Origin of the sequence: Pseudomonas sp. NPDC079367, from assembly GCF_044542195.1 — a bacterium.
In the GTDB taxonomy this organism is placed as follows: Bacteria; Pseudomonadota; Gammaproteobacteria; order Pseudomonadales; family Pseudomonadaceae; genus Aquipseudomonas.
Genome location: NZ_JBITTW010000001.1, coordinates 970,536 through 995,012, shown reverse-complemented (window position 1 = coordinate 995,012; position 24,477 = coordinate 970,536). Strand labels below are relative to the sequence as shown.

35 protein-coding genes are annotated in these 24,477 nt (G+C 58.0%); 31 read left to right on the top strand and 4 right to left on the bottom strand.

The genetic code is table 11. The features are described from left to right. The first annotated feature begins 114 nt into the window (after positions 1–114). Both ACIGDJ_RS04505 and ACIGDJ_RS04500 read left to right on the top strand, forming a co-directional pair. A complete protein-coding gene (locus ACIGDJ_RS04505; protein ID WP_236170483.1) occupies positions 115–513 on the top strand; it encodes a hypothetical protein in 399 nt (132 codons plus the stop codon). Positions 514–846: 333 nt separating this feature from the next. After that, positions 847–1,392: a hypothetical protein gene (locus tag ACIGDJ_RS04500; protein WP_397478995.1), complete on the top strand. Its 546-nt coding sequence runs from the start codon at positions 847–849 to the stop codon at positions 1,390–1,392. Positions 1,393–1,796: 404 nt separating this feature from the next. Here ACIGDJ_RS04500 and ACIGDJ_RS04495 read toward each other — a convergent pair whose 3' ends face one another. After that, positions 1,797–2,537, bottom strand: coding sequence for a hypothetical protein (locus ACIGDJ_RS04495; protein WP_397478996.1), 741 nt, complete (start codon positions 2,535–2,537; stop codon positions 1,797–1,799). Between the two features lie 213 nt (positions 2,538–2,750). Here ACIGDJ_RS04495 and ACIGDJ_RS04490 point away from each other — a divergent pair, with 213 nt between their 5' ends. The 3 genes from ACIGDJ_RS04490 to ACIGDJ_RS04480 are packed head-to-tail and all read left to right on the top strand — an operon-like array spanning position 2,751 to position 3,957. Continuing rightward, on the top strand, positions 2,751–3,122 hold the full coding sequence (locus ACIGDJ_RS04490) for a chemotaxis protein (protein ID WP_150594750.1): 372 nt from the start codon (positions 2,751–2,753) through the stop codon (positions 3,120–3,122). Beyond that, the gene (locus ACIGDJ_RS04485; protein ID WP_186565561.1) at positions 3,122–3,460 is read left to right on the top strand and encodes a hypothetical protein; all 339 of its coding nucleotides are present in this window, start codon (positions 3,122–3,124) and stop codon (positions 3,458–3,460) included. The genes ACIGDJ_RS04490 and ACIGDJ_RS04485 overlap by 1 nt, the downstream gene beginning before the upstream one ends. After that, the gene (locus tag ACIGDJ_RS04480) at positions 3,457–3,957 is read left to right on the top strand and encodes a DUF2514 family protein (RefSeq protein ID WP_397478997.1); all 501 of its coding nucleotides are present in this window, start codon (positions 3,457–3,459) and stop codon (positions 3,955–3,957) included. Before ACIGDJ_RS04485 ends, ACIGDJ_RS04480 begins: the two co-directional genes overlap by 4 nt. A gap of 57 nt (positions 3,958–4,014) precedes the next feature. Here ACIGDJ_RS04480 and ACIGDJ_RS04475 read toward each other — a convergent pair whose 3' ends face one another. After that, a complete protein-coding gene (locus ACIGDJ_RS04475) occupies positions 4,015–4,254 on the bottom strand; it encodes a hypothetical protein (protein WP_125926712.1) in 240 nt (79 codons plus the stop codon). A 218-nt stretch (positions 4,255–4,472) separates the two neighbouring features. On the opposite strand from ACIGDJ_RS04475, the gene ACIGDJ_RS04470 reads away from it, so the two are divergent. The 23 genes from ACIGDJ_RS04470 to ACIGDJ_RS04360 all read left to right on the top strand — a co-directional run bounded on the left by ACIGDJ_RS04470 (position 4,473) and on the right by ACIGDJ_RS04360 (position 21,391). Beyond that, complete coding sequence (locus tag ACIGDJ_RS04470) at positions 4,473–4,910, top strand: GNAT family N-acetyltransferase (protein WP_397478998.1); 438 nt, start codon at positions 4,473–4,475, stop codon at positions 4,908–4,910. A gap of 65 nt (positions 4,911–4,975) precedes the next feature. Then, on the top strand, positions 4,976–5,599 hold the full coding sequence (locus ACIGDJ_RS04465) for a putative metallopeptidase (RefSeq protein WP_397478999.1): 624 nt from the start codon (positions 4,976–4,978) through the stop codon (positions 5,597–5,599). Positions 5,600–5,629: 30 nt separating this feature from the next. Beyond that, positions 5,630–6,106: a DUF2280 domain-containing protein gene (locus ACIGDJ_RS04460; RefSeq protein ID WP_397479000.1), complete on the top strand. Its 477-nt coding sequence runs from the start codon at positions 5,630–5,632 to the stop codon at positions 6,104–6,106. Further along, positions 6,081–7,400, top strand: coding sequence for a terminase (locus tag ACIGDJ_RS04455; RefSeq protein WP_038861476.1), 1,320 nt, complete (start codon positions 6,081–6,083; stop codon positions 7,398–7,400). Before ACIGDJ_RS04460 ends, ACIGDJ_RS04455 begins: the two co-directional genes overlap by 26 nt. Continuing rightward, positions 7,400–8,860, top strand: a complete 1,461-nt coding sequence (locus ACIGDJ_RS04450; protein ID WP_397479001.1) for a DUF4055 domain-containing protein — start codon at positions 7,400–7,402, stop codon at positions 8,858–8,860. Before ACIGDJ_RS04455 ends, ACIGDJ_RS04450 begins: the two co-directional genes overlap by 1 nt. Next, positions 8,778–9,890, top strand: coding sequence for a minor capsid protein (locus tag ACIGDJ_RS04445; RefSeq protein WP_397479002.1), 1,113 nt, complete (start codon positions 8,778–8,780; stop codon positions 9,888–9,890). The genes ACIGDJ_RS04450 and ACIGDJ_RS04445 overlap by 83 nt, the downstream gene beginning before the upstream one ends. 8 nt (positions 9,891–9,898) lie before the next feature. Beyond that, positions 9,899–10,387 (top strand): DnaT-like ssDNA-binding protein, encoded by a 489-nt coding sequence (locus tag ACIGDJ_RS04440; RefSeq protein WP_397479003.1) that lies wholly within the window; start codon positions 9,899–9,901, stop codon positions 10,385–10,387. A 96-nt stretch (positions 10,388–10,483) separates the two neighbouring features. After that, on the top strand, positions 10,484–10,702 hold the full coding sequence (locus tag ACIGDJ_RS04435) for a hypothetical protein (protein ID WP_122458442.1): 219 nt from the start codon (positions 10,484–10,486) through the stop codon (positions 10,700–10,702). A gap of 145 nt (positions 10,703–10,847) precedes the next feature. After that, positions 10,848–11,621 (top strand): hypothetical protein, encoded by a 774-nt coding sequence (locus ACIGDJ_RS04430; RefSeq protein ID WP_183703379.1) that lies wholly within the window; start codon positions 10,848–10,850, stop codon positions 11,619–11,621. Positions 11,622–11,624: 3 nt separating this feature from the next. Further along, positions 11,625–12,602 (top strand): major capsid protein, encoded by a 978-nt coding sequence (locus ACIGDJ_RS04425; RefSeq protein WP_056785404.1) that lies wholly within the window; start codon positions 11,625–11,627, stop codon positions 12,600–12,602. 57 nt (positions 12,603–12,659) lie between these two features. Further along, the gene (locus ACIGDJ_RS04420) at positions 12,660–12,965 is read left to right on the top strand and encodes a HeH/LEM domain-containing protein (RefSeq protein ID WP_397479005.1); all 306 of its coding nucleotides are present in this window, start codon (positions 12,660–12,662) and stop codon (positions 12,963–12,965) included. Between the two features lie 10 nt (positions 12,966–12,975). After that, the gene (locus ACIGDJ_RS04415; protein ID WP_397479006.1) at positions 12,976–13,353 is read left to right on the top strand and encodes a hypothetical protein; all 378 of its coding nucleotides are present in this window, start codon (positions 12,976–12,978) and stop codon (positions 13,351–13,353) included. A gap of 2 nt (positions 13,354–13,355) precedes the next feature. Then, complete coding sequence (locus tag ACIGDJ_RS04410; protein WP_397479007.1) at positions 13,356–13,748, top strand: hypothetical protein; 393 nt, start codon at positions 13,356–13,358, stop codon at positions 13,746–13,748. A gap of 1 nt (position 13,749) precedes the next feature. Continuing rightward, positions 13,750–14,334, top strand: a complete 585-nt coding sequence (locus ACIGDJ_RS04405; RefSeq protein WP_397479008.1) for a hypothetical protein — start codon at positions 13,750–13,752, stop codon at positions 14,332–14,334. Continuing rightward, entirely contained in the window at positions 14,331–14,750 is a 420-nt protein-coding gene (locus ACIGDJ_RS04400; RefSeq protein WP_397479009.1) for a phage tail terminator-like protein, read from the top strand. The genes ACIGDJ_RS04405 and ACIGDJ_RS04400 overlap by 4 nt, the downstream gene beginning before the upstream one ends. A 42-nt stretch (positions 14,751–14,792) precedes the next feature. Continuing rightward, entirely contained in the window at positions 14,793–15,491 is a 699-nt protein-coding gene (locus ACIGDJ_RS04395) for a phage tail tube protein (protein ID WP_397479010.1), read from the top strand. 2 nt (positions 15,492–15,493) lie between these two features. Next, positions 15,494–15,874, top strand: coding sequence for a phage tail assembly chaperone (locus ACIGDJ_RS04390; RefSeq protein WP_243242225.1), 381 nt, complete (start codon positions 15,494–15,496; stop codon positions 15,872–15,874). Beyond that, a complete protein-coding gene (locus tag ACIGDJ_RS04385; protein ID WP_397504511.1) occupies positions 15,802–16,194 on the top strand; it encodes a DUF1799 domain-containing protein in 393 nt (130 codons plus the stop codon). The genes ACIGDJ_RS04390 and ACIGDJ_RS04385 overlap by 73 nt, the downstream gene beginning before the upstream one ends. Before the next feature lie 27 nt (positions 16,195–16,221). After that, entirely contained in the window at positions 16,222–19,272 is a 3,051-nt protein-coding gene (locus tag ACIGDJ_RS04380; protein WP_397479012.1) for a phage tail tape measure protein, read from the top strand. Next, a complete protein-coding gene (locus ACIGDJ_RS04375) occupies positions 19,272–19,610 on the top strand; it encodes a phage tail protein (RefSeq protein WP_397479013.1) in 339 nt (112 codons plus the stop codon). The genes ACIGDJ_RS04380 and ACIGDJ_RS04375 overlap by 1 nt, the downstream gene beginning before the upstream one ends. 10 nt (positions 19,611–19,620) lie before the next feature. Next, positions 19,621–20,370: a phage minor tail protein L gene (locus tag ACIGDJ_RS04370; RefSeq protein WP_397479014.1), complete on the top strand. Its 750-nt coding sequence runs from the start codon at positions 19,621–19,623 to the stop codon at positions 20,368–20,370. 1 nt (position 20,371) lies between these two features. Continuing rightward, entirely contained in the window at positions 20,372–21,136 is a 765-nt protein-coding gene (locus tag ACIGDJ_RS04365) for a C40 family peptidase (RefSeq protein ID WP_397479015.1), read from the top strand. 24 nt (positions 21,137–21,160) lie between these two features. Beyond that, positions 21,161–21,391, top strand: coding sequence for a hypothetical protein (locus tag ACIGDJ_RS04360; RefSeq protein WP_397479016.1), 231 nt, complete (start codon positions 21,161–21,163; stop codon positions 21,389–21,391). 5 nt (positions 21,392–21,396) lie between these two features. On the opposite strand, the gene ACIGDJ_RS04355 is transcribed toward ACIGDJ_RS04360, so the two are convergent. Then, a complete protein-coding gene (locus tag ACIGDJ_RS04355; protein ID WP_085731192.1) occupies positions 21,397–21,582 on the bottom strand; it encodes a hypothetical protein in 186 nt (61 codons plus the stop codon). A gap of 84 nt (positions 21,583–21,666) precedes the next feature. Then, positions 21,667–22,749: a type I restriction endonuclease gene (locus ACIGDJ_RS04350; protein WP_397479017.1), complete on the bottom strand. Its 1,083-nt coding sequence runs from the start codon at positions 22,747–22,749 to the stop codon at positions 21,667–21,669. 142 nt (positions 22,750–22,891) lie between these two features. Between ACIGDJ_RS04350 and ACIGDJ_RS04345 the strand changes: the two genes are divergently transcribed. The 3 genes from ACIGDJ_RS04345 (at position 22,892) to ACIGDJ_RS04335 (ending at position 24,476) form a co-directional block, all read left to right on the top strand. Beyond that, on the top strand, positions 22,892–23,305 hold the full coding sequence (locus ACIGDJ_RS04345) for a hypothetical protein (RefSeq protein WP_397479018.1): 414 nt from the start codon (positions 22,892–22,894) through the stop codon (positions 23,303–23,305). Between the two features lie 92 nt (positions 23,306–23,397). Then, positions 23,398–23,820, top strand: a complete 423-nt coding sequence (locus tag ACIGDJ_RS04340) for a hypothetical protein (protein ID WP_397479019.1) — start codon at positions 23,398–23,400, stop codon at positions 23,818–23,820. Positions 23,821–23,873: 53 nt separating this feature from the next. Further along, on the top strand, positions 23,874–24,476 hold the full coding sequence (locus ACIGDJ_RS04335) for a tail assembly protein (RefSeq protein WP_397479020.1): 603 nt from the start codon (positions 23,874–23,876) through the stop codon (positions 24,474–24,476). Position 24,477 lies beyond the last annotated feature (1 nt).

Here is a 24,477-nt window from a genome sequence, read left to right as displayed (position 1 = left end):
GCAAAGGTAATGACGGGGCTTTGCGTCCCCTGCGCCAACAAGCGTGGCGTTCAGAAGCGCTCTACGCACGGGCTCAACAACAGAAACAGCCGGCTCCACGTAACGTGGGCGAACATGAAGCGCCGCTGCCTGAATCCGCGCGGTGCCGAAATTCAGAAATACCAAGGCGTAACACTTTGCGAAGAATGGAAGAGCTTCAAGCCCTTCATGGAGTGGTCTCTCGCCAACGGGTACACCGATCAGCTGACGCTTGACCGGATTGAATCCTCGAAAGGCTATGAGCCAGGTAATTGCCGTTACGCCGATTACAACGTGCAGGCGGCCAACCGCAAAAAGACGGACAAGAACACGAGCGGTCACGTCGGGGTTTCTTGGGACCGTGGCAGATGGTGCGCGAAGGTTCAGTGGCAGAAGAAGCAGATACACCTCGGCCGGTTCAAGGACCTCAACGACGCAGTGAAGGCGCGCAACGATTACTTGGCGGCGCACGACCTGCCGCACTTGAGGGCATAGCAATGGAAGAAATCAAAACCATCAAGGCCGAATACCGGGCCAAGACCCGCGAACTGAAGAGGGCAGCAGCATGACGCAAGTTGCGCAAATTACCGGCGGCGCCAGCAGACCCTCGAAGGGCTGGCTCAAGCCGATGTTTCCCATAACCGGCAAAGCACATTACTTCAACCAAGAGAGGGCTTACGCAGCCGTCACCGCTCATGGTCGCGCTTATTTCTGGCGGTCGCTCTGCGGGATCGACACTGTGAGCACGGACAAGATGCCAATGTTCGAACCAGGTAACTGGGATCGCTGCAAAAAGTGCGGACATAAACTGGCTCGGAGGGCCGCAGCATGACCTATCGCAACGTGATTTCCGCCGTGGTCCGCGCGCTGGCCGCTGAGACAATCAACTCTGCTGGGGGCTGCGACTTTGAGCCCAAGGTGCAGTGCGCCAAGCAGAAGGGGGAGATCGTAGGCAAAGAGGCGGCTCTGCTCCAAGATTGTTGGGTGTTCGGACGCCTGCACAAGGCGCTCACGCCGGTGCACTGGCGCGCACTGGTAGCGAAGTATTCAACGCACGAAGAGCGAAAGCACAACGCGATACTCGAGCTGCTGAGTTCCGTGAAGTCACCGGCGCCGCAACGGTTCCGTGAGTGCGCAGTGCTGACCTGGGCAATTCCGCAGGTTGGTGGCACAGAGGGAAAACGCTCCTCCGCGGTGTTGCCTGCGGCCTGGTACGACATAACCAACTGGGACAACGACGGCAAGCCTGAGTCGACTCGGTATCGGTGGCGATCATCGATTCGAAAATCGCTCGATGATCAGGTCAACGAAGCACTGACAGCAGCGCAGGAGCTGCTCGATGCGGAGGGTTTGATCGAAAGTTGCGCGGCGTAGCAAAAAGCCATTGCAATGAGTGAGAAAGTGAGAGAGTATTTATCCATCCTGTCGATCTTGCGCGTAACGGATTGATGCATAAGTTAAACGGAGGCGCCGGTTCAACTCCGGAAGTATTGGTAACTAGCACCCTGGCGTTGTTAAGTTTGGCCGCGATCAAATCAGAAGCCATTAATAATGTAATGCCGACCAAGGCGGTTTTGTCCTTGAAGGGGGTTAGCTCTATGGTTAAATCGTTCGGGATAGCAGTTGTAGATACCGTTCACGCCGTAGGGTGCAGTTGCTTGGCAAGCGGTCTTGCCGCCGGTTTCATTTGAGCTTTTCGCTCACCAAAAACCCCGCTACCGAGCGGGGTTTTTTTATGCCTCGAATTCACCTGTAGCCAAGACAGCCTTCGGGAAGGCCTAGATACCCCCTTCTAGCTTTAGTCGCTCTATAGCGCGAGTGCATCCGTATTCTGAAGACTTTTTGAGATATCTCATTTGTTCTTGCTTAAGATTCTGCTTCCACATTTGAGTTGAGAGGCTCATGTAGAGATCCGCGCGAACTGCTTTTTCATCGAGTGAATCGATTGCATTTTCACGGTTGGAGGCGTGCTTACTGTCGCATTTCGGCAAAAGCACTGGCTGCGGATAGTACTTACTGTACGGGCTTGTAGGTTCAGGCAAGGCATCAACCAGCGATCGAAACTCGACGGTTTTTACATCGTCGAAGCAGTAGCTGATCATCTGTAGACCAGCCGGAGCGAATCCCTTTGTCAGGCTTGATTTCAACAAAGAGCAAACCTGATCTACCACCTGCTCTCTGGGATCGAATTCTATTGCAAGCCAAGCAAGTCGGTATTGTGCGGCGGGATTACCTTCATCAGATGAGCGTCTGAGTAACGGGGTTGCCTCGACCAGCAGTGAGCTTATTTTGTTTTTTAGTGCTTCTTTTTTCCCATCTGGGATTTTTTCGTTCTTGAGTAGCTGATGCTGAAGACTGAATAGCTCGTTGTTTAAGTCGTCAATCTCATCCAGGTAAGGCAATGCCTTGAAGTAAAGCGCTTCAGCTCCGGGTGAAACGCCAAGTGGCACCGCGTTTGCTGGACCGGTGAGGCAAGCCAATAAGGCTAGCGAAAGATGTCCGAGATTGCTTTTGGCCACTCCGCCATCCTCGTAATGATTTGCTGTGATAGAGATTATTCAACGCCCAGTATGCCCGCTGACGCGCTACCTTTTCCATATTCAAAGCCTCTGCATTCGCAGGGGTTTTTTCGTTTCCGGCTCCCCACACCCATTGCTCCGAGCTGGGAGTGCAGTTGGAGCTGACTTATTTGTACAGGTCGTACGTCGGCCACCTTTCTCTATGGAGTGGCGATGGATCCTAACGACCTGGGGCCTGGCACGTTCGCGTGGCTCGGCGGTACCGGCACTGTGTTGCTCGGCGGCCTGTTATGGCTGAGGAAGTTCCTCTCCAAGGATGCGACTGACCGGGCGATGGATAACGCCGATATCGGCACCGTCCGCCGGCTGAATGAGCTGCTCGATACCGAGCGTGCCCGCGCCAACGCCGCCGAAGCCCGCGCCGACCAGTTCGCCAAGGAGCGCAACGAGCTTGCCGCTACCGTCGGCCGCATGGAGGGCAGGGTAGAGCTTTTGGCCGGCCAGATTGCGACCCTCACTGAAAGGGTGACCACGCAGAGCGCAGAGATTGCGCGTCTGCGGGCACAGCTCGGAGGTATCAACTGATGGACAGATGCGCAATCAACTTTATCGCCCGCCACTGGTGGAGACGCGCCGAGGTGTGGGTGATCGCGCTGTTACTAGTCGCCGGTGGATCGATCCTTGGCTACCAGGCCGGCGTCTGGTCCGCCAGCAGTGAGCACACAAAGCAGCTCACCGAAGTTCGCCGCGCTTATGACGCTGCACTGGGCAAGCGCGATGTCCGACTGAACAGTTTGGCCGAGAAGACTCAGGACGCAGCAGTGAAGGTGCAAGAGGCCTCGCACTCAGTCGTCCAGGCCGCTGACACCGCGAGCAAGGCGGCGGAGAAGGTCAACGAAGCCGTCGAACGGCAGACGCCATGAGCGCCTTGCTGAAGCTGGTCCCTGCATGGTTGTGGGTGGTGCTGGCAGCGGCCTCAGCCGTCGGTTATCTGTCACTGCGACTGGATAGCGTGAAGGACGATCGAGCAGCCATCACTGCCGAGCGCGACACCGCGACCGCCCGAGTGGATTCGCTGACCAACACGCTCCGCATTCAGCGCGAGATCACCAATGACATCAACCGAGTCTCCGACGATGCGAAAGCCAAGACCGAGCATGTGTCGGCTGCCGTTGTTGTTGCTGATAACCGGGCTCGCAGCCTGCAGCAACAAATCACCGACCTCCTCGCCAAGCGAAAGTCTTGTGCTACCGAGGTTGCCAGCGGAAGCCAGGCAAGAGCCGACCTTACCGTTTTGCTCGCCGACCTGCGTAGAAGCGCTGACGAAGAAGCGGGAAGACTGGCAGAAGCGCTTGATCGAAGCCGAATAGCTGGCTTTGCGTGTGAGGCAGCATACACCGCCGCGCAGAAGAACAAGTAGGTCGCGACACGTTTCGCGAGAGTGCAAATTGTGTCGCGACACTATTGGTTGACGGTGTCAGACCCCGGCCCGACGCATACCTTCGGCAACATCTCTCAGATGGTTGATCAGTAGCTCTACCTGTTCCGATGTAGTTGCGATCGAGTAGTCGCCATGGTTGGCGCGTAGCACGTCGTGATGGTCAACCCACAACAGCGAATTCGATATGTAGGCCGTGTATTCCCGAGCGTCCATTGACTGCATGGTTGGGATGTCAACGACATCGACACCTATGTCGATAGTGATTGTTTGTTTCATGCCAGCTCCTTGCGTTAGTTGAGCGTCATTCATAACCGCCGACTGCCCGCGATATCAACCCCAGAGAATTTTCATGACAACCAAGCAACCCGACTGGGAGGCGATCGAACGAGCCTACCGGGCTGGTTCGCTTTTCATCAAATCCCAAACCGGGTGTAACGGCATTTATGGCAACGATCATGAAGTAAACTCTGAATTTGCCCGTAGGGATTGCGATCATGAGTTGGCAAATTAGACAGGCTGTTCTAAGCGACTTCAAATGGTTGGTGCGTGTGGATCCTTTAGCGGAAAACGACCATGGTCGTCGGACGCAAATCGCTAGGGCAATAAGCAATAGCGAATGTTGGGTCGCTTGTGATTCGGACGATCCCGCTGTCCCAGTCGGTTACGGATGCTTGGATAAAAGTTTTTTCGGTGAGTGGTTTGTTCCGCTCGTAGTCGTCTCGAATGCACACAGACGATGCGGAATAGGTAGGAGGATCGTTGCTCACTTAGAGAATTGTTCCTCTGCCAAAAAGATCTTCACTTCAACCAACATGTCCAACACACCCATGCGGGAATTGCTCGCGCAGCTTGGATACCAATCTAGCGGCATAGTTGAGAATCTTGATCCTGGTGATCCGGAGCTAATTTTTATGAAGGTTCTTGAAGAGTAGAATTTCTCTGAATTCATCTTCACTGATAGCGGCTTACCATTGACGTTCAAATCTCGGGGGGACACATGGACAGGCCGCACCCTCCGACGTCATTGCTTGAATTGACCGAGCTGTCCGACTTCGGCATCCGCTTGACTCCAGCCCCTGAGGTCTGGGAATGGCTTGAGCAAGAGATCCTTGCCGACACCGGCAGCATCCACAACGAAGACCACGCCCATCTGATCGATGCGGACGTGAGAGTCATGTGGGCGTCTGCTGCCTTTACGAAGAAGGGGCGTACAGTGGTCGGTCAAGCCGAACAGGTAGCGTTCCGCGCTGGTGGTTGGCAGAAGGCTCGCATGGAACAGCAGATGCTGGATTGGTTCGGCGACGTGCCGGCCTACATCATCACCCTGGCTGCCGACTACTGCGCCCAGTGCTCCGACGCTGACTTCTGTGCACTGGTTGAGCATGAGCTTTACCACATCGCCCAGGCGACCGATCAGTACGGCGCACCCAAGTTCACCCAGGAAGGATTGCCCAAGCTTGAGATGCGCGGACACGACGTTGAAGAGTTCGTCGGTGTGGTGCGTCGATATGGGGCGAGCCCTCAAGTGCAAGAGCTGGTGGACGCTGCAAACAATCCTGCTGAGGTGGGGAAATTGAACATATCGAGGGCCTGCGGAACCTGTCTGCTCAAGTCGGCCTGACTTTGACAGTACTTTGACGGATGCCCACTTATGGCCGCACTCAGAGACGAGGTGAAAGCCTTTGTCGTACAGGCTCTCGCCTGCTTTGACACGCCATCGCAAGTGGTGGCGTCCGTCAAAGAAAGATTCGGGCTCGAAGTGACCCGCCAGCAATGCGAGGCATACGACCCAACCAAGTACGTTGGACGCAACCTGCACGTGAAGTGGCAGACGCTGTTCAATGACACGCGCAAAAGGTTTCGCGAAGAGACGGCCGAGATCCCGATCGCTAACCGGGCGTATCGACTTCGCACCCTGGGGCGCATGGCCGAGAAGGCCGAGAACATGAAGAACATGGCGCTGACTGCCCAGTTGCTGGAGCAGGCAGCCAAAGAAGTGGGCGACGTTTACGTGAATCGTCGGATCGAACCTGAAAAACCTCTGGGCTCCCAAGCGGACCAGCAGCACGCCGTTGCTGAGTACACCCTGGAGCCTGATGAGAATGTCCCCGCTACCCCGTACCTATGACCCGCCGGTAAAGCTGACGCCGAAGCAGGCGAACATTTACTGCTGGGGCTTCCAGCCTCAGGCGCGCTTCCGCGATGCGGTGTGTGGTCGCCGGTTCGGCAAGACGTTCTTGGGCAAAGCTGAGATGCGCCGAGCTGCTCGGCTGGCAGCTGAGTGGGGCGTGAGCGTCGAGGACGAGATCTGGTACGGCGCGCCGACCTTCAAGCAGGCCAAGCGCGTGTTCTGGCGTCGGCTGAAGCAGGCAATCCCTGAAGCGTGGCGTGCACACCGTCCGAACGAAACGGAATGCTCGATCACGCTCAAGTCTGGCCACGTCATGCGCGTGGTAGGGCTCGACAACTACGACAATCTGCGCGGCTCCGGTCTGTTCTTCGTCCTGGTGGATGAATGGGCGGACTGCCCATGGGAAGCATGGGAAGAAGTCCTCCGCCCGATGCTCTCGACCTGCCAATACTCGATACCGGGCATTGGCATGCGGAAGGGCGGTCATGCGCTACGCATCGGCACACCCAAGGGATTCAATCACTGCTACGACACTTTCCAAGACGGCCGGCCGGGGCATGAGCCTGATCACAAGAGCTGGCTCTACACCTCGCTCGATGGCGGTAACGTGCCGGCTGAGGAGCTGGATGCGGCGCGCCGCAAGATGGACCCTCGCACCTTTCGCCAGGAATACGAGGCCAGCTTTGAGAACTACGCGGGTGTTGTCTACTACACGTTCAATCGTGAGGCGAACCGCACCAGCGAAACCATCAAGCGCGGCGAGGCCTTGCACATCGGCATGGACTTCAACGTCATGAAGATGGCGGCAGTCGTGCACGTCATTCGCGATGACCTGCCACTGGCACTCAGCGAGTTTTCAGATGTGCGGGACACTCCTGAGATGATCGAGAAGATCAAGCTCCGCTTTCCTGACCACAGCATTGCGATCTACCCGGACGCTAGCGGCCAGAACACAAGCAGTAAGAGCGCGAGCGAATCTGACCTGTCACTGCTGAAAAAGGCTGGATTTACCGTAGTGGTGGACTCGACCAACCCCGCTGTGAAGGACCGGGTCAACGCCATGTGCGCGATGTTCGCCAATACCTACGGCGAGCATCGATATCTGGTCAACGTCGATCAGTGTCCGAAATACACGCAGTGCCTGGAGCGCCAGATTTACACGGACAAGGGCGAGCCCGATAAGAAGGCCGGCTATGACCACTTGGTGGATGCCCCTGGCTACTTCATTGCCAAGCGGTACCCGATCAAAACACGCACGGGCGGAACACGCCGAATTGGAGGCTTGGCCTGATGCCAGTGCAATCGACAAACCCTGACTATGACGCGCACATCGCCGAGTGGGAAATGATGGATGACGCGCTCGAGGGTGAGTGCGCCGTCAAGCGTAACGAGCGCAACCTGCCCAAGCCGAGCGGCATGGTCGAAGCTGAGAAGCTCGACGGTGCGAGCAACAAGTACCTCTACGAGAACTACACGCACCGTGCTCAGTACGAGCACTGGGTGCGTGACTCGCTGCGGTCGATGATGGGCCTAGTCTCCCGTCTGATCCCGGAGATTGAACTGCCGGCCGGCCTGAAGGGGCTGGAGGACAATGCCACATCGGATGGCTTCGGCCTGAAGCAGCTGTTCTTCCGCATGGTTCGCCAGGCTATTTCACACGGCCGCGTCCCGCTGGTTGTGAACATTGATGAGCGCGGCGAACCGTACTTCTCGACGTACGCCACGCGCAACGCGATCAACTGGGACACGGCTGATCAAGGCGGTCGTCAAGACCTGGTCCTTTCGGTGTTCCGGGAGTTCCGCAAAAAGGGTGGCGACCGCTACAGCCATGACTGCGACACGGTGTTCCGTGAGTTCTTCATGCAAGGCGAGACCTGTTACACCGCTGTGCGGAACGAAGGTGGTCAGATCGTCGAGGAGGAGAAAGCCCTGGGCACCACTGGCACCGACAACCGACTGGTCAAAGGCCTGTCATACCTGCCGGTGATCTATTGCGGCTCGACCGACAACTCGCCGGAAGTGGATGAGGTGCCGTTGCTCACGATGGCGCGTGCGGCGCTGAAGTCCTACCAGTTGAGCGCTGACTACTTCACTGCGCTACACCAGACCAGTCACCCGCAACCATGGGTGTCAGGCCTTGATGATTCTGTAGAGCTGAGCGTGACCGGACCATCTGCAGCGTGGGACCTCGGTCGAGACGGCAAATGTGGCTATCTGGAGTTTCAAGGCGCTGGGATTGAGGCCGTCCGCAAGGCAATGGATGACCAGAAGAACGCCGCGCTTGAAGCCGGCGCCAAGGTCATGGACATCGGCGGCACAGAGTCGGGTGAGGCGCGCAAAACACGTCAGAACGACCAGCACGCCACGTTGCACAGCATTGTCGTCACGGTGGCAGAGGCAGTGGAGCAGGGTCTGCGGTACGCGGCTGAGTGGAAGGGTTACGACCCCAAACAAGTCAAGTTCAAGGTGAGCCCTGAGTTTGTGACACCAGTGGTCGATGCCCAGGTGCTTGCTGAGCTGCTCAAGGGCGTGATGGCTGGCACGATCAGCGCCGACACATACTGGCAGTACCTCACCACCGGCAAGTTACCGGATCGCCCATACGAAGACGAAGCCGACCTGATCAGCGATGAGCGCGAGTCGGCCGGCATCAACCTGGATAAAGACGATGCCATCGACAAACCTGGCGCAGGCGGACAGCCAACTGCTGGAGCAGACGACGCGCCACTCGGTAATGCTGGAGCGGCTTAAGGCCGGCGAGGTCAAGAAGTTCGAGAAGTACCTTCGCCAGATCGACACGCTTGTGCGGGTGCAGTTGACGCGCAGGGAGCTGACCACCTACAGCCGGGACCGCCTTGAGCAGTTCCTGGCTCGTGTGGACGGTAAGCTGCTGGATATCTACAAGACCTACGGCGATCTGGTGCAGGCCGATCTGGTCGATATCGCTCTGTACGAGTCGACCTTCGAGGCCAATAGCCTGAGCAGTGCGCTGTCCATCGATGCGGTAGTGCCGAGCAACACAGTGATCCGCGCGGCGGTGTTTTCCTATCCGCTACAGGTGAAAGGCATCGACGGCGGCAAGCTGCTGAAGCATTTCGTCAGTGGCTGGACGCGCACGGAGACAATGCGCGTCACCAACACCATTCGCCTCGGCTTCGGTCAGGGTCAAACGAACGCGCAGATCATTCAGGCGATTCGCGGCACAGCAGCTCAAAACTTCACGGACGGTGTCTTGGCGGTGAGCAACCGCAACGCCGCATCCGTGGTGCAGACCGCAATCCAGCACGTGGCCACGACGTCGCGAATGGAGACGCTGAAAGCCAACAGCGACGTGGTACTCGGCTATCGCTGGGTTTCGACGCTCGACCGCAGGACCTCGCAGCAGTGCAAGGGCCTGGATGGCATGCGCTTCGACCTGGGCAAAGGGCCGCTGCCGCCGGCGCACATTAACTGCCGGTCAACCACCGTGCCGACGACCCGGCTTTCCGAGATGTTCGCCAAGGACGCCACGCGCGCTGCGGTAGGTGAAAACGGCGGGGCGCAGGTTGATGCGAGCCTGAACTATTACGAGTGGCTGGTAACACAACCGGCGAGTTTTCAAGACCATGCGCTCGGGCCAGTGCGAGCCAGGTTGTTCCGCGATGGCGGACTGACCCCGGGAAAGTTCGCCAAACTGCAACTAGACAAGTCGTTCAAGCCGCTGACGCTTGCTCAACTGAAGGCCGCTGAGCCTGACATGTTCATCCGAGCAGGCGTTACACTCGGCGCTCCACCGGGTTGAGATTGCCGATGCAGATCATCGTTGAAGACGGAAAGGGCAGGCCTGACGCCAATAGCTTCGTGCCGCTGGAGAAGCTGACCTTCTACCGCGACTATTATGGATTCCGGATACCCGAAACCGAGACTGAGCAGGTCGAACTCCTGCTGCGCTCCGCGGCCGACATCAACGGTCGACAGTGGAAGGGACGCAAGGCAAATCCTGCCCAAGCGATGGCCTGGCCCCGGCGTGACTGCAAGATCGAATACCAGACGCTGTCCGAAACGTTCGTGCCTTTTGAGATTGAGTGGGGGCAGGTAAGGCTGGCGGTTGAGCTGTACGCCACCGAGCAGCGATTCCTGATTGAAGAGCCGACGCATTGCACTGAGCCGAATGGCCGGCGCACGCGGTTGAATCGCGATACGCCGGGTTTTCGTATGCGACCGCCGCCATATGCTCCAAGCAGGACGCAGTTCGCCGACTACCTGGTGATGCGCGGACTAAGCGTTGTGACTATCTGATTATTGTTTCGCTCCGCTGAGAGTCGTTCGACGGTCATCGCTGGTCGGCAGCTTTTTTATGGCATCTAGATTAGATCACATGCAAGGGAGCGGATTATGACCACCAAGATTGATGCAGTCGGCGCAGCACCACTCGGCGCAGAGAGCGCCGGCCTCACTCAGGAAGAGATCTCAGAGGAACTGGAAGCACAGCGCTTGGAGGATGAGCAGCGCGCTCAAGAAGAGGCGGATGCGGAAGAGGAAGAGCTAAACAGCCCGATGGATGCCCAGGATCAGGAAGGCTGGGATGACGACATCGAACGCCTGAACGAGTAAGTCGCGCTAATTACACAAACGCACCTAACTTTCAAGAAACCGCCCTCGTGGCGGTTTTTTTATTCCCAGAATCCACACCAAACCGCCCAATGGGCGGTTTTTTTATGCCCGTCAGGCGGGCCAACCAAGTCCCCAGGGGATACCCATGCCATTTGAATTTGACCCGGCCGCCGCTGGCCTCACCCTCGACGCAACTCAGACCGCAGCCCTCCAGGAGGCGCTTGGCGGGAAGGTTCAGGAATACCTGGACAAGGAAGTAACCGGCCTCAAGTCCAAGAACCAGGAGTTGCTGGGCTCGAACCGGACTATCAAAACCGAACTGGACAAGCTGAAGGGGCAGTTCGAAGGCCTGGACATCGAAGCGGTCAAGGGGCTGCTGGCGAAGGTTGGCCAGGACGAAGAAACCAAGCTTATCGCTGAAGGCAAGTTGGACGAGGTGATCACTCGTCGCACCGAGCGCTTGCGCAGCGACTACGACACCAAGTTGAGCGCCGAGAAGACCCGCGCCGACAAGGCCGAGCAATTCGCTGCCAAGTACAGCGACAAGGTTCTGGCTGATTCCATCCGTGCCGCCGCCATCAAGGCCGGCGCACTCCCTGAGGCTGCCGAGGACATCATCCTGCGTGCCCGGGGCACTTTCAAACTCAGTGAAGACGGCGAGGCGATTGCCACCGACCGTGACGGCGAGGTCGTTTACGGGAAGGACGGGAAAACCCCGCTGTCGCCGCTCGAATGGGCGGAATCTCTGCGTGAAACAGCAACACACCTGTGGCCAAGGGCTCAGGGCGCCGGACAGACCGGCGACAACGGTGGCAAGGCCACGAAAAAGTGGGGCGAGTACACGGAAACCGAACGCGCTGCGATCGCCCGTGACAACCCCGAGCTGTTCAAGAAAATCCAGGCCACCAAAGGAACCTAATTCATGGCAACTACCCAACTGACCGACATCTTCGTCGGTGACTACTACGCCTCGCTGGAGCCGGTAAATAGCCCGGAGAAAACCGCCGTCTACGAGTCGGGCATCGTGACCCGCTCGCCTGTCCTGGACGCTATCGCTTCCGGCAGCCAAGGCACCGCCGAGATCAGCTACTGGCAGGATCTCAATGCTGATGAAGCCCCGAACATCAGCAACGATGACCCGAACGACCAGGGCGAAGTCGGCAAAGTCACTCAGGACAGCATGCGTGCTCGCGTCCTGTACCTCAACAAAGGTTATGGCGTGGCCGACCTGACCGCCGAACTGGCGAACAGCGAGCCTCAGCAGCAGATCCGCAACCGCTTCGGCACCTACTGGACTCGCCAGTGGCAGCGTTACGCTCTCGGCGCAGCGCGCGGCATCATCGCGTCGAACATCGCCAACAACGGCGGTGACATGGTGATCGACGCCGGCGCGGCCATCAGCGCGAACGCGTTTCAGGATGCCGCCTTCACTGCCGGCGATGCGGCCGACCAGTTCGGCGCGATCGGCGTGCACTCGGTGGTGATGAACCAGATGGTCAAGCAGGACCTCATCGAGTATCTGCGCGATTCCGACGGCAAGATCATCCTGGCCACTTACCTGGGTAAGCCGGTGTTCATGGACGATGGTCTGGTGTACGGAGCTGGCAAGTACCTGTCTGTGTTCTTCGGCCAAGGCGCGTTCGGCTACGGCGAAGGCACGCCGAAGGTGCCGGTGGAGATCGAACGCAAGCCGGGCGGCGGTAATGGCGGCGGTGCTGAGGTGCTGTGGGAGCGGAAGACGTACATCCTCCAGCCTGCTGGTTTCAGCTGGAAAGGCTCCGAGGCTCAGAACCTCAGCCCAACCGCGACCCAGTATGCCGCTGCTGCGAACTGGGAGCGCGTGTTCAGCCGCAAGCAGGTCCCGTTCGCCGCCGTCATCAGCGGTACCACCACGCCGTAATCCGGCCTTCACTTACCCTGGCCTCTGCAAGGGCGCCGGGCTGCATTGAGGTGACTCATGAAAGTTATCTACACGGACAAACCGGGCAAAGAGCGCGGCGTTTGCTACCGCCTGCTGAGCGAATTCTTCGGCGTCATTGGCACTGCTACTGAGGTGGTCATCGAGGGCGATGCGCCTGAAATTTACGATGAATACGAAGCGGCAGGCATCAAAGTTTCGGACGGCAAAGAGCCAGAAAATACCGAAACCGACCCTCTGAAAATGAAGGTCCCCGAGCTGAAAGACTGGCTGACGGCGAAGGGCATCACTTTCGACCCAACCGCCAAGAAAGAAGACCTGCAGGCCCTGGTGCCAGCGGAATAAGGACAAGCACATGACCGACTTCATCACCGTTGCCGATGTTGACGCTTCGCTGGGTCCTGGCTGGGCCGGCGCCGGTGATCCGGTCCTTGCTGTGACCATGGCGAACGCCTGGCTCACGGCCAAGATCAAGCGGGTTGTTCCTGATCCGGTTCCGACCGAGATCAAAACAGCCGGCGCCCAGGTCGCCAAAGAGGCGGCAGCGGGCAAGTTATACACGGCAACGCAGAAGGAAGTGCAGAGCAAGACGGTTTCGGCGCAGTCCGGCACCTCTGTGAGCAAGACCTACGTGGCCGGATCTTCTGATCAGTCGGCGGGTTTGAACTTCGCCTTGGCGCTACTGGAGCCTTGGATCAAGCGCTCCGGCGTGATGATGCTGAAAAGGATCTGATCATGGGCATGCGCGAAGAGATTCAGGCTGAAATGGCTGAGGCGTTCGATGACCTCGAAGGCTTGGCCGACGCGGTAAAGCCAGTGGAGGGCGTACGCAAGGTTGCGGGCGAGTATGACCCTAACCTGGGTGGCGAGACGCCGGAGACCACCATCACTTACATGGGGCGCGGCGTCTTGGGTAGCTACCTGTCCAAGGAAATCGATGGCTCTCTCATCCAGACCACCGACAAAAAACTGTTGGTGCTGCAAAACGAGCTGTTCGTGTCGGAGGCCGGTGTTCCGACAACGGTACCGGCTGCCCCGGCCATTGGCGATATGGTCAACGGGTTGCGGGTGATGAATGTGTCTGCGGACCCTGCTGACGCGACGTGGACAGCACAACTGAGGATGTGACATGGCCGCTCAATCCGGCAGCTTCGCCCTGAGCCTCGCAGAGTTTGCGGCCCAGACCAGCGAAGCCATCGACGCCAGTGTGCGCGAGATCATCATCGAGGTCGGCAGCAGCCTGATCCGCATGTCTCCAGTGGGCAACCCGGAGATCTGGGCGCAGAACGCAGTGGCCTCCGAGTACAACAGGGCTGTCGACGAACACAACACTGCGCTGCGCAGCGACCCGGTCAACTTGACCAAGGGTGGCAGGCTCAAGAAAGGCCGCAAGCTCAACGATGGCATGGACATCGTCGCGCCAGAAGGCTACGTCGGCGGCAGGTTCCGCGCGAACTGGCACATCTCTCTCGGCGTGGTCGAGAGCGTCACCTTCGACGAGGTAGACCCGAGCGGAGCCGAAACCACTGCCGCGTTGGTCGCGGCAATGAGCGACTTCACCGCCGGGCAGATCGCCTACATCATTAACAACTTGCCCTATGCGATTCCGCTGGAGTTCGGCCATTCGACCCAGGCCCCCGGCGGAATGGTTCGGGTAACCGTGGCTCGCTTCCAGCAAATCGTGTTGGAGGCCATCAGGAACAACCAGGTATGAGTCACGCCATCATCGCCTCGATCTACGAGGCAAAGCTGATCGCCTGGAACAATGCCAGGCTGGAAAAGCTAAAGATCGTTTTTGAGAACATGGCCTACACCCCGGCGGCAGGCGAGACCTATCTGCGTGCGTTCACCATCCCGGGCGACACGGCCAGCAACACGCTCGGCGGAGACCACCGGCTGTATACCGGTGTGTTCCAGGTCAGCATCATTTGCCCGGCCGGCACCGGTAAAGCAAAAACCAACCCCATCGCTGCCGAGATCATCGAGCTATTTCCGCTTTATGTGCGCGACGTGAAAAATGGTTTCGTAGTTACGCCCATGACGCCTGTAGATGTCGGCCCAGGCATCACAGGCGATTCAACGTACTCCGTCCCGCTGTCGTTCACATACCGGTCTGACACCACGCCATAACCCGCCCGTTGGGCAAATCCTGAACCCGCCTCTGCGCGGGTTTTGTCATTTCTGCAAAGAGGAAAACCCATGTCTGTTTACTTCCCCAACGGGGCGACGCTTTCAATTTCCAGCGGATTCGCCGCCGCAAAGCTGATTTCTGCGATCAGCAACGCGAATCCGGGTGTCGCTAGCAGTGCCGCAAACGGCTTTGCCAATGGCGACATCCTTCTGATCACCTCCGGTTGGGAGGACATCAACGAGCGCGCAGTGCGTGTATCCAACGCGGCGGCAGGCGCATTCACTCTGGAGGGCATCGACACGTCCAACGTGGCTTTCTTTCCCGATGGCATCAGCGGCGGTACCGCCAAGAAAGTGACCGGCTGGGTAGCCGTCAACCAGGTGATCGGCAACTCCATGTCCGGCGGCGAGCAGCAATACTGGACTTACGCGCCGCTCGAAGCGCGGCGTGACAAGCAGATCCCCACCACCAAAAATGCGCAGGCGTTCGCTTTCCAGCTGGCTGACGATGACAGCCTGGCCTGGTATGAAGAACTGGATAAAGCCGATCGAGAGAAGGAGGTGCGCATCTTGCGTATGTCGCTGCCCAACGGCAAAACGATCTATTACGCCGGTTATGCATCCTTCAACAAAACTCCGACGCTGGTGCGCAACGAAGGTGCGGCCGTTTCCTTTGGCTTCACCATCAACGCCGAAATCACCGCGTATCGCGCGCCGGTTGCTGCTGGCGGCGGGGCCTGATCATGGCGAAATTCAAGATTGCGCAAGCGCCAACTTTTCCCGGCGCAGTGATGGTCCCGGTAGTTGGCCAGGACCCGGTGAAGGTGGAATTCATTTTCAAATATCGGGACCGCATCGAGTTGGCGGCGCTGTTTGATGGGTGGAACCAGCGACAAAAACAAAGCCTCGAGCAATTCGGCGACAAGCCTACGATGTCTCAAATCGTTGCGGTCGACACCGAAAATCAAGTGCAGCAGATCAAGGATCTGGTCGTTGGCTGGGAGTTCGACGACAAGTTCGACGATGAGGGCATCAAGGCGCTGGTGACCTCATGCCACGGCGCGACCGAGGCCGTGGTGGATGCTTACCAGGCTGCCTACGCCAAGGCCCGCACGGGAAACTGATTCGCGCCGCCCGCGCCATGTATGAGCCTCCTCCAAATGCGGAGCAACTTGCCGCGTTTGGGTTGGACGCTGAGGACCTCGAAGAGGAATTCGAAGTTTGGTCGTGCCTTTGGCCTGCTTTCCTCCTGTTTAACAGGATGTCCACTCAGTGGCGTGTCGGCGCCGGCGGCGCAATTGGTCTCGACTACAGCAGCATCCGCGACGTGGCCGGTTTCCTCGGCATCAAGAAAAAGAAACTCGCTGAAATCTTCCCAGACCTTCAGGTGCTGGAAGGCGAAGCCCTGCGCGTCATGGCAGAGGAAAGGGAAAACAGCCCGTAAACGCGGGCATCTATTCAAGGTGAGTCGATGAACATTGCAGAACTCGGCGTCAAGATCGACTCGGCCGACGCTATTCAGGCCAAAACCAGCCTGGATGAAATGGCGAAGGCCGGCGGCCGCGCAGAGCAGTCCGCCGTTTCGTTGATGAACGAAATGCAGGCGTTGGAGAAGTCGCTCTCTACCAACGCCAAAACCACGCAGGATCTCGCGAAGCAGCGGGAAGCGCTGGCGAAGCTGACCAAGACCGGGGCCTATGGCGAGGCTGAGGCCGCGAAGATATCGGCTCAGCTCGACAAGCAGCAGGTTGCGCTGGCGAAGTCGGCCATGGATGAGCAGAAGGCCCTGAACAGTCTGCTGGGTGCAATTGACCCGGCCCGCGCGGCGCTGTCGAAACTGGATACGCAGGTAGAACAGCTCGGCAAACATCTGGATGCCGGTCGCATCAGCCAGGACGAGTACAACACCGCCCTGGGCAAGATCGACAAGGACTACGACAAGCTCAACAAAACCACCACCGGCTTCGAAAAGTTGCGGCTCGGCTCGCGCCAGGCGCAGGAAAACGTGGTGCAGTTGGGGAATGCGCTGTCGTCGGGCGACTGGGGAAGCGGCGTTCGTGCTGTTGCTCAGTTGGGCGCCGGGGCGGGTGAGGGCGCGGCGGGCTTGCTGGCGATTCTCGGCCCGCTGGCGCTGGCCACTGCCGCGGTGGGTGGGTTGGCATACGCCTTATACAAGGGCAGCGAGGAGCAGGACAGCTACAACAAATCGCTGATCCTCACCGGCAATTACGCCGGTGTGAGTGCGGGACAGCTCGGCGATATGGCGCGCCAGGTGAGCGCTACTGTCGGCACAACCGGGCAAGCCGCTGAGGTTCTCGCCCTGCTGGCCGGCAATGGAAAGATTGCTGGCGAGAGCTTTACGGGCATCACTCAAGCCGCGGTGTCGATGCAGGAAGCGACCGGCAAGGCCGTGAGTGAGACTGTCGCGGAGTTCGCCAAGCTCGCCGACGACCCGGTCAAGGCATCTGCCGCACTGAATGAGCAGTACCACTATCTCACTGCGTCGGTTTACTCGCAGATCACCGCACTGGAGAAGCAGGGCGACCATGCCGGCGCCGTGAAGCTGGCTACTGAGTCGTTTGCCGATGCAATCAACGAGCGCACGCCGCGAATCCTCGAGAATCTGAGCTTTTGGGAGAGGGGCTATAACGCCGTTGCTCGCGCTGCTGATGGATTGAAGAATATCGGGCGCAGCGATATCGGCGCTGATATCGAGCAAGCCCGCCGTGACTTGGCGGGCGCTCGGGCGGGTGACGTAGGCCTGTTCCAGAACAAGCAGGAGATGATTGATCTTTACCAGAATCGTCTCAACATGCTCGAGGATCAGAAAGCCGCAGAAGCCGATATCGCCAAGTGGCAGAGTGAGCAGGCGAAGGCACAAGGCGATGCCGTCTCGTCGATGGCAAAGATCGACGCTCTCACCAAGTCGGCATGGACGAACGAGCAGAAGCGCACCGAGGCGATCAAGGAATACAAGCGTCAGCTCGAAGACATCCGCAAGGTCGCCCCGGACGATCCTCGCCTGAATCAGGCGGCGATCGACAAGAACCTGGCGAACATCAACGACCAGTTCAAAGATGCGAAAACGACAGGTGCCCAAGTTGATCTGACCAGCTTCAACGACGCCAAGAACAACTTGGTAGCCATCAGCGCTGAATACAAAAACGCTCAGAAGGAACTGGACGCAGCGCAGAAGGCTGGACTTGTTTCTCAGGCCGACTACGCCCTGAAGCGTGAAGCGCTGATCGGCAACGAGCGCGACGAAGTGACCGCAGCTTATGAGGCGGAGATCTCCGCGCTGGAAGCCGCGAAAGCCAAAAAGACCACCTCTGCCGCGCAAAGCATCCAGCTTGACCAGAAGATCGCCGATGCTCGCGCCGGCATGGTCAAAGCGCAGAAGGACGCGGACACCCAGCTCGAGGTTCTGGCCACAAACGAGACCGGTCGTCTCGCCCGACAAGAGCGTTCGATCACTACCTACGTTCAGGCCTTGGCTCAGCAGCAGAGAGCGCTGGAACTGGCAGGACAGCGAGCCGTTCTCGGCGTCGGTCAGGGCGATCGCCAGAACGCGCTCAACAGTGAGTTGAACAGCCTGCAGGATCGGTTCGCACAGCAGTCGCTGGAACTGGCAAATCAGAAGTCTGACCCTTCGCGCAACATGTCGGAAGAGGAATTCGCTCGGAAGTCGCAGGCGTTCGCAGATGCGAACATGGCCGCAACCGATCAGATCCGGCAGAACTACGCCGATGTTGAGAAGGCTCAAGGGGACTGGACCAAGGGCGCAACATCGGCCTGGGCCAACTACCTGGACTCGGCGAGCAACATCGCCGGACAGACGAAAACTCTGTTCGGTAACGCCTTTAGCTCGATGGAGGACGCAGTCGTCAACTTCGCCATGACCGGGAAGCTGTCGTTTGCTGACTTCACCAAGTCGATTTTGGCGGACATGGCGAGGATCGCGACGCGCCAGGCCAGTTCAGCGCTGCTGAGCAGTCTCGTTGGTGCGGCTACCAGCTACTTCACTGGCGGTGGGGGCGGCAATGGACTGGCTGCTGGGTCTGCCGGTGCGACGTCGTCGAACCTCGGCGCTTCTTCGGCGGGGTACTCCGGCAGCTACTTTCCTCAGGCGCTGGGCGGTGCCTGGTCGTCGGGTGTGCAAATGTTTGCCAACGGCGGCGCTTTCACCAACAACATCGTCAGCACGCCGACAGCTTTCGGGATGGCCGGCGGCAGGGCGGGCGTAATGGGGGAGGCAGGGCCGGAGGCGATCATGCCACTGACCCGGACCTCCAGCGGCAAGCTCGGCGTTCTCGCTGCCGGTGGCGGTTCCGGGACAACGATCAGCATCAGCGCGCCGGTCACGGTGGTAACTGAGGATCGTGGGTCTGAAGGCATGCAGATTGACCAGCAAGCGCTATCGAAAAACCTTCAATCGCAAATGCAGGCCGTAGCCGAGAAAGCCGTCGCTGACTCTTGGCGAGCGGGCGGCACCAGCTTTCGAAATGCCAACGGGAGGGCCTGATGGCCATTGAGAAATTCACCTGGCCAACCGAGCGCGGTGAGACACCCGAAATCAGCTATCGAGTGCGCACCTCTAAGTTCGGCGGCGGCTACGCGCAGAACGTTGGCGACGGCCCGAACAACAAGGAGGACTCCTATCCGATCACCTGCTCCGGTCGAAAGGCCAAAGTGCAGGAGATCATGGCGTTCCTTGACCGGCACGCCGGCGCAAAGGCTTTTCTGTGGACAACGCCGCTCGGCGAGCTCGGGCTGTTCACCTGCAAAAATCCCGCTCCCACACCAATGGGCGGCGGGGTCTTCAAACTCACCGCCACGTTCGAGCGGGCATTCCATCCATAAGGGGCAACTAATGCCGCTGATCAGTGACATCCAGGTGCTTGAGCCTGGCAGCGAAGTGCTGCTCTTTGAATTGGACGGCACGGAGTATGGCGCGGACGTGTTGCGCTTCCACGGGCACGCGATACCGCACACGCCGGCCGAGTTGATCGCCGCCGGCGCCGATGCCGACCAACTGCCGGCGAAGGCGATTTACTGGCAGGGCAACGAGTACAGCGCCTGGCCAATGCAGATCGACGGCATCGAGGCGAACGGCGACGGCACGGCGGTCCGTCCGACATTGTCGGTGGGCAACGTCAACGGGCGCATCACCGCGCTCTGTCTGGCGTTTGAGGACCTGCTCGAGTTCAAGCTGACGATGCGACACACGCTCGGAAGCTACCTCGACGCGGCTAACTTCCCCGCTGGCAATCCGACGGCTGACGCAACCCAAGAGACTATCGAGGTCTGGTACATCGACCAGAAAACGAACGAGGACGGGGAGAACGTCAGTTGGGAATTGGCCAGCCCGGGCGACGTGGGCAATGAGTCGATCGGACGCCAAGCCACGACCCTTTGCCATTGGTGCCTCACTGGCGGATATCGCGGGCCGAACTGCGGTTACACCGGGCCGTACGTCACGAAGGACGGCGTCATCACCGATAACCCTGAACTCGACCAATGCGACGCCACGCTGGGCAAGGGCTGCATCCCGCGTTTCGGCGAGGGCAACCCGCTGCCGTTCGGTGGCTTCCCGGCTGTTTCCCTGATTGCACGGAGCTGACATGCGAAAGCACATCTTGAACGCGATCCAGGCGCACGCGGCGGACGACTACCCGAAAGAGTGCTGCGGGCTGCTGCTGGCGATCGGGCGCAAGCAACAATACTTCTCCTGCATCAATGTATCGACCGAGCCGAACGAAGAGTTCCGCATCGATCCGCAGGAATACGCGAAGGCTGAGGATATAGGCGAAGTGATCGGCGTGGTTCATTCGCATCCGGACGCTACCAGCAGGCCGTCACCGCGCGACCTCGCCATGTGCGAAGCGACGGCGATGCCCTGGCACATCCTGAGCTGGCCGGAAGGGGATCTGCGCACAATCGTTCCCACCGGCGAAGTTCCGCTGCTGAAGCGTCCATTCGTCCACGGCGCGTGGGACTGCTGGCAGGTGTGCGCCGATTGGTACAAGCGCGAGTGGGGGCTGGAGTTTGAAGCTTTCAAGCGTGCCGATGGCTGGTGGGAGAGTAAGGACAACACCAGCCTGTACGAGGCGAACTACGAGGCTGCCGGCTTCTACCGTGTCGACCAGCCGCAGCGTGGCGACATGATCGTGATGGAAGTGGGGCGCACGGTTTACCCGAACCACGCCGGGATCTTTCTCGGCGCCGATCCGTCTTTACCAGGTGAGGACGCGGCGACGTTCGGTCCCGGGCCGTTCCTGCTGCACCACCTGTATGGCAGGCCGTCTGAAGTCATCGTCTTCGGCGGGCCATGGCTGGAACGCACGCGCCTGATTCTCAGGCACAGAGACGGAATAAAACCCAATTGACGCGGCGCGGCCGCTGGAGACGACATGGGAAGGACAGTTGAAATAGTGCACTACAAAGTGGAGAAGTTCACTTTGACGCAGAGCGAACTTATTGCTGCTTTGAAGGAAAAGTACGGAGATGATTCCGCGTTCGAAGAGGGGCGATTAATCTCGGTTTTCTGCTCGACGATGTTTCCGGCGGGACCGGAGGGGCGAGATACTGAAATCTCCTTTGAGACGAGGCTGGGTGAAGCGGCAGGGGCCGCTCCAGCCTGAGGACACTATTTGTCCTCGAGTTCCGCAACTCGCTTATGGAGCGCGACTACCGCTTTCGCCAGGTCTTCGATTGCAGCATTCGCCGCCTTCGCAAACTCCTGCCCTTGATGATCCTGAGGAGCGAACCTCAGCATACGGTTTGCGTTTTGTTCGGCGGATCGCAAAATTTGCTGCAGCTGCGTTGCACTCATATTGACCTCCAGGTCATAAACGCGCCGAATTTGGCGCAATCCCAGTCCTTGGGCTTATAGGCAAAGGACTGAGGTATTGCTGCTTCAGCCTTCTTGGTAAAAAGAGATCGTTTCTTTTAGAGAGTTTGAAAACTCATAGATCTCATCGATCGAGCTAATTGGATGGCGGGTTTCGACTTTATCCTTGTCGAAAATCCCGAGGTACTTTTGACCTCGGTTGAAGTGAAGTCGCGCAATCGGTTTCCGATTGTTGTCGTCCAGCAGTATGCCGAAGTAGCTTTGTGTGTCTCTGCTGGCTATACGTTTCGCGTCAATCACAGTACGTACGATGGCTTTGATAATGTGGAAACCTTCAAGCTCTTCCATCGTGGTCAGGATGCGATCCTCAGGGGCTTCCACTGCCTCAGCCTGATTTTCTGCCACGACTGATTCAGCTACCGTAGGATAAGTCGCCTTGCTCATCGCAGACTTTAATCGGTCGTTGATTTGGTCGTTTAGGAACTGAGCGGCTGCTTTGCGTGTGAGTTGCGCAAACTGTTCTCGCACCTTTTGCGTGATTACACCTTCGTAGACGCGAGAGGCAAAAAAACGAATGAAGTCGTCATCTGGCTGAGCGAACTGGGTAGCCAACTCTCTTTTGATGTTGCCCACATACTTCAGCTCACCAGCGGCATTGATGATTGAGTCCACGTCGAAGGCGGACTTAGTCAATTTCTGTAATTCTGGAATGACATGTTCATCAATGTTGAGAAGATCAATCTCCAAAAAAGGCTTTTCATCCATTTTATTGGGTGCATCGAGATCAGTGTAGAAGCGGTAAAATCTTCCGTTGGTCAGGATAGAAATTCTTGCAGTTGTGACGTGGAAGTAGCGGAATAGCTGGCTCGCGTGATTGATGTTCAGCGGTTCGCCGATCTTCTTGGTTTCGATCAATATCTGGATCTGACCGCCCTTGAGTATCGCGTAATCAATCTTTTCGCCTTTTTTGGTACCGATATCGCAGATGTACTCAGGAACTACTTCGGATGGGTCGAACACATCGTAACCAAGCACTGTATGAATGAATGGCATAACGAATGCGGTCTTTGTGGCCTCTTCGGTTTGGATGGTTGAAGCTAACTGATTTACCTTTGCCGACATTGCGCTCAAGCGTTCTACAAAATCCATTTTCCAGCTCCGCGGGATAGGGCCCGATCGGGCCTGTAGAGGCGCAACGCTACTACTTGTACGGTCAAATCGAACACTGGTCTTTCATCCATGCTGGATAGGCGCACAGCAATGAGATATTTTGATCTTTTGGGAGAAGATCATGGGCGAGTACTGCATACGCCTAGAGAAGGCTTATAGCCATGAGCTAGCTGACGAGCTTCACAGGTCTGATTTAGATTCTCCATTTATGGATACGCAATGGAACGGAAATTATGAGCTGCTCATCATAAAATGTGGCGCTGACAACGCAGGGTTTTGTGTGGTCGCTCTTAACGGACTCCCAGAAGTGGCGAAGTATTTTATCTGTCCGAAATTTCGCATGGCTAATTTGTCAGTCACCGCTGCGCTACAGGTGTTTTCGTATATCGAAAGCCAGTACGGCGCCGACTATTCGCTCCAAGTTTTGAGCCAAGGTCCTTTTGTAGATCGTGCATGGCGTTTCTGGGTAAAGGCTGTTGCAGGAAGAACCGCTGTGCAATCTGGGTCCAATATATTGATAGGTAATTGGGAATAGAGCGGGCGATCGCTAAGTCTGTCACAGTTCTGACTTTTCGCTCACCTGCGCCCGAGTGATATCGTGAAACCTTTCCCACAGGAGTGACCTGCATGAAATTGATCGTAGGAGCGCTGGCGGTAGCGCTGTTGGCGGGGTGTGCATCTTCTGCCATTCCGGTTAGCCAGGCTGATCCGGTACCGCGTGATGAGCTGTACGCGTTTCAAAATAAGCCGGCCGGCGAAAGCGGCAAGGTCACCGTCGTCCGGGACTCGGGAATGGTGGGATCTGGTTGTGACATAGTCGTGTATGTCGATGACCGAAAGGCCGCTAAAATCGGCACTGGGCAGCGCGCATCCTTTTACCTTCCGCCGGGCAATCCAAGTATCGGAGCGGGTCTTGCCGGCTCTGGGCTTTGTGGCGGGGCAGCCATCCGCACGATATCTGCCAATGTGAAAAGCGGCAAAGAAAGCCTCTACCGAATCAGCGGGGACATGAGCGGGTTTTTTATTGGCCCATACGTCGATTATCAGTAAGTAAATTTTCAATCAGCCGCCTTCGGGCGGTTTTTTTATGTCCGGAGAAAAGCATGCATTCCACCGTTGCTCACTATCAGCCGATGACTACGATCAAATTGTCAGGGTCCTTGGCGGCGAAGTTTGGCAGGGTTCACCGTCGAGTCTTGGACTCCGGCCAAGCATGGGAGGCGTTCAGAGCGCTGAAGGCAACGCTTGTAGGGTTTAAGGAAGAAATTCAGCGCCTCGACCGGCTGGGCATGCGCTTCGCCGTGTTTCGCAATCGAAAAAACGTCGGCGAGGCGGAATTTGGATTGGGTGGAGCAACGGATATTCGCATCGTGCCGATCATCCAGGGGAGCAAAAAAGCCGGCCTCATCCAGACCATTATTGGCGCGGTCTTGATCGTTGCAGGTACGTTCCTTTCCACCACTCCATTCGGCGCGCCTCTGATCGGTGCCGGTATTGGCTTGGTCGCCGGCGGCGTCATCCAAATGCTCAGCCCGCAAGCCTCGGGCCTAAAGCAAAGCGCATCCCCCGAAAACTCTCCGTCCTACGCCTTCGGCAGCGCCAAGAACACCACGGCCAGCGGCAACCCGGTACCGATCTGCATTGGCGAACGCCGGTGGGGCGGGATGATCATCTCCGCCTCGATCCTGGCTGAAGACAAAGTGTAAT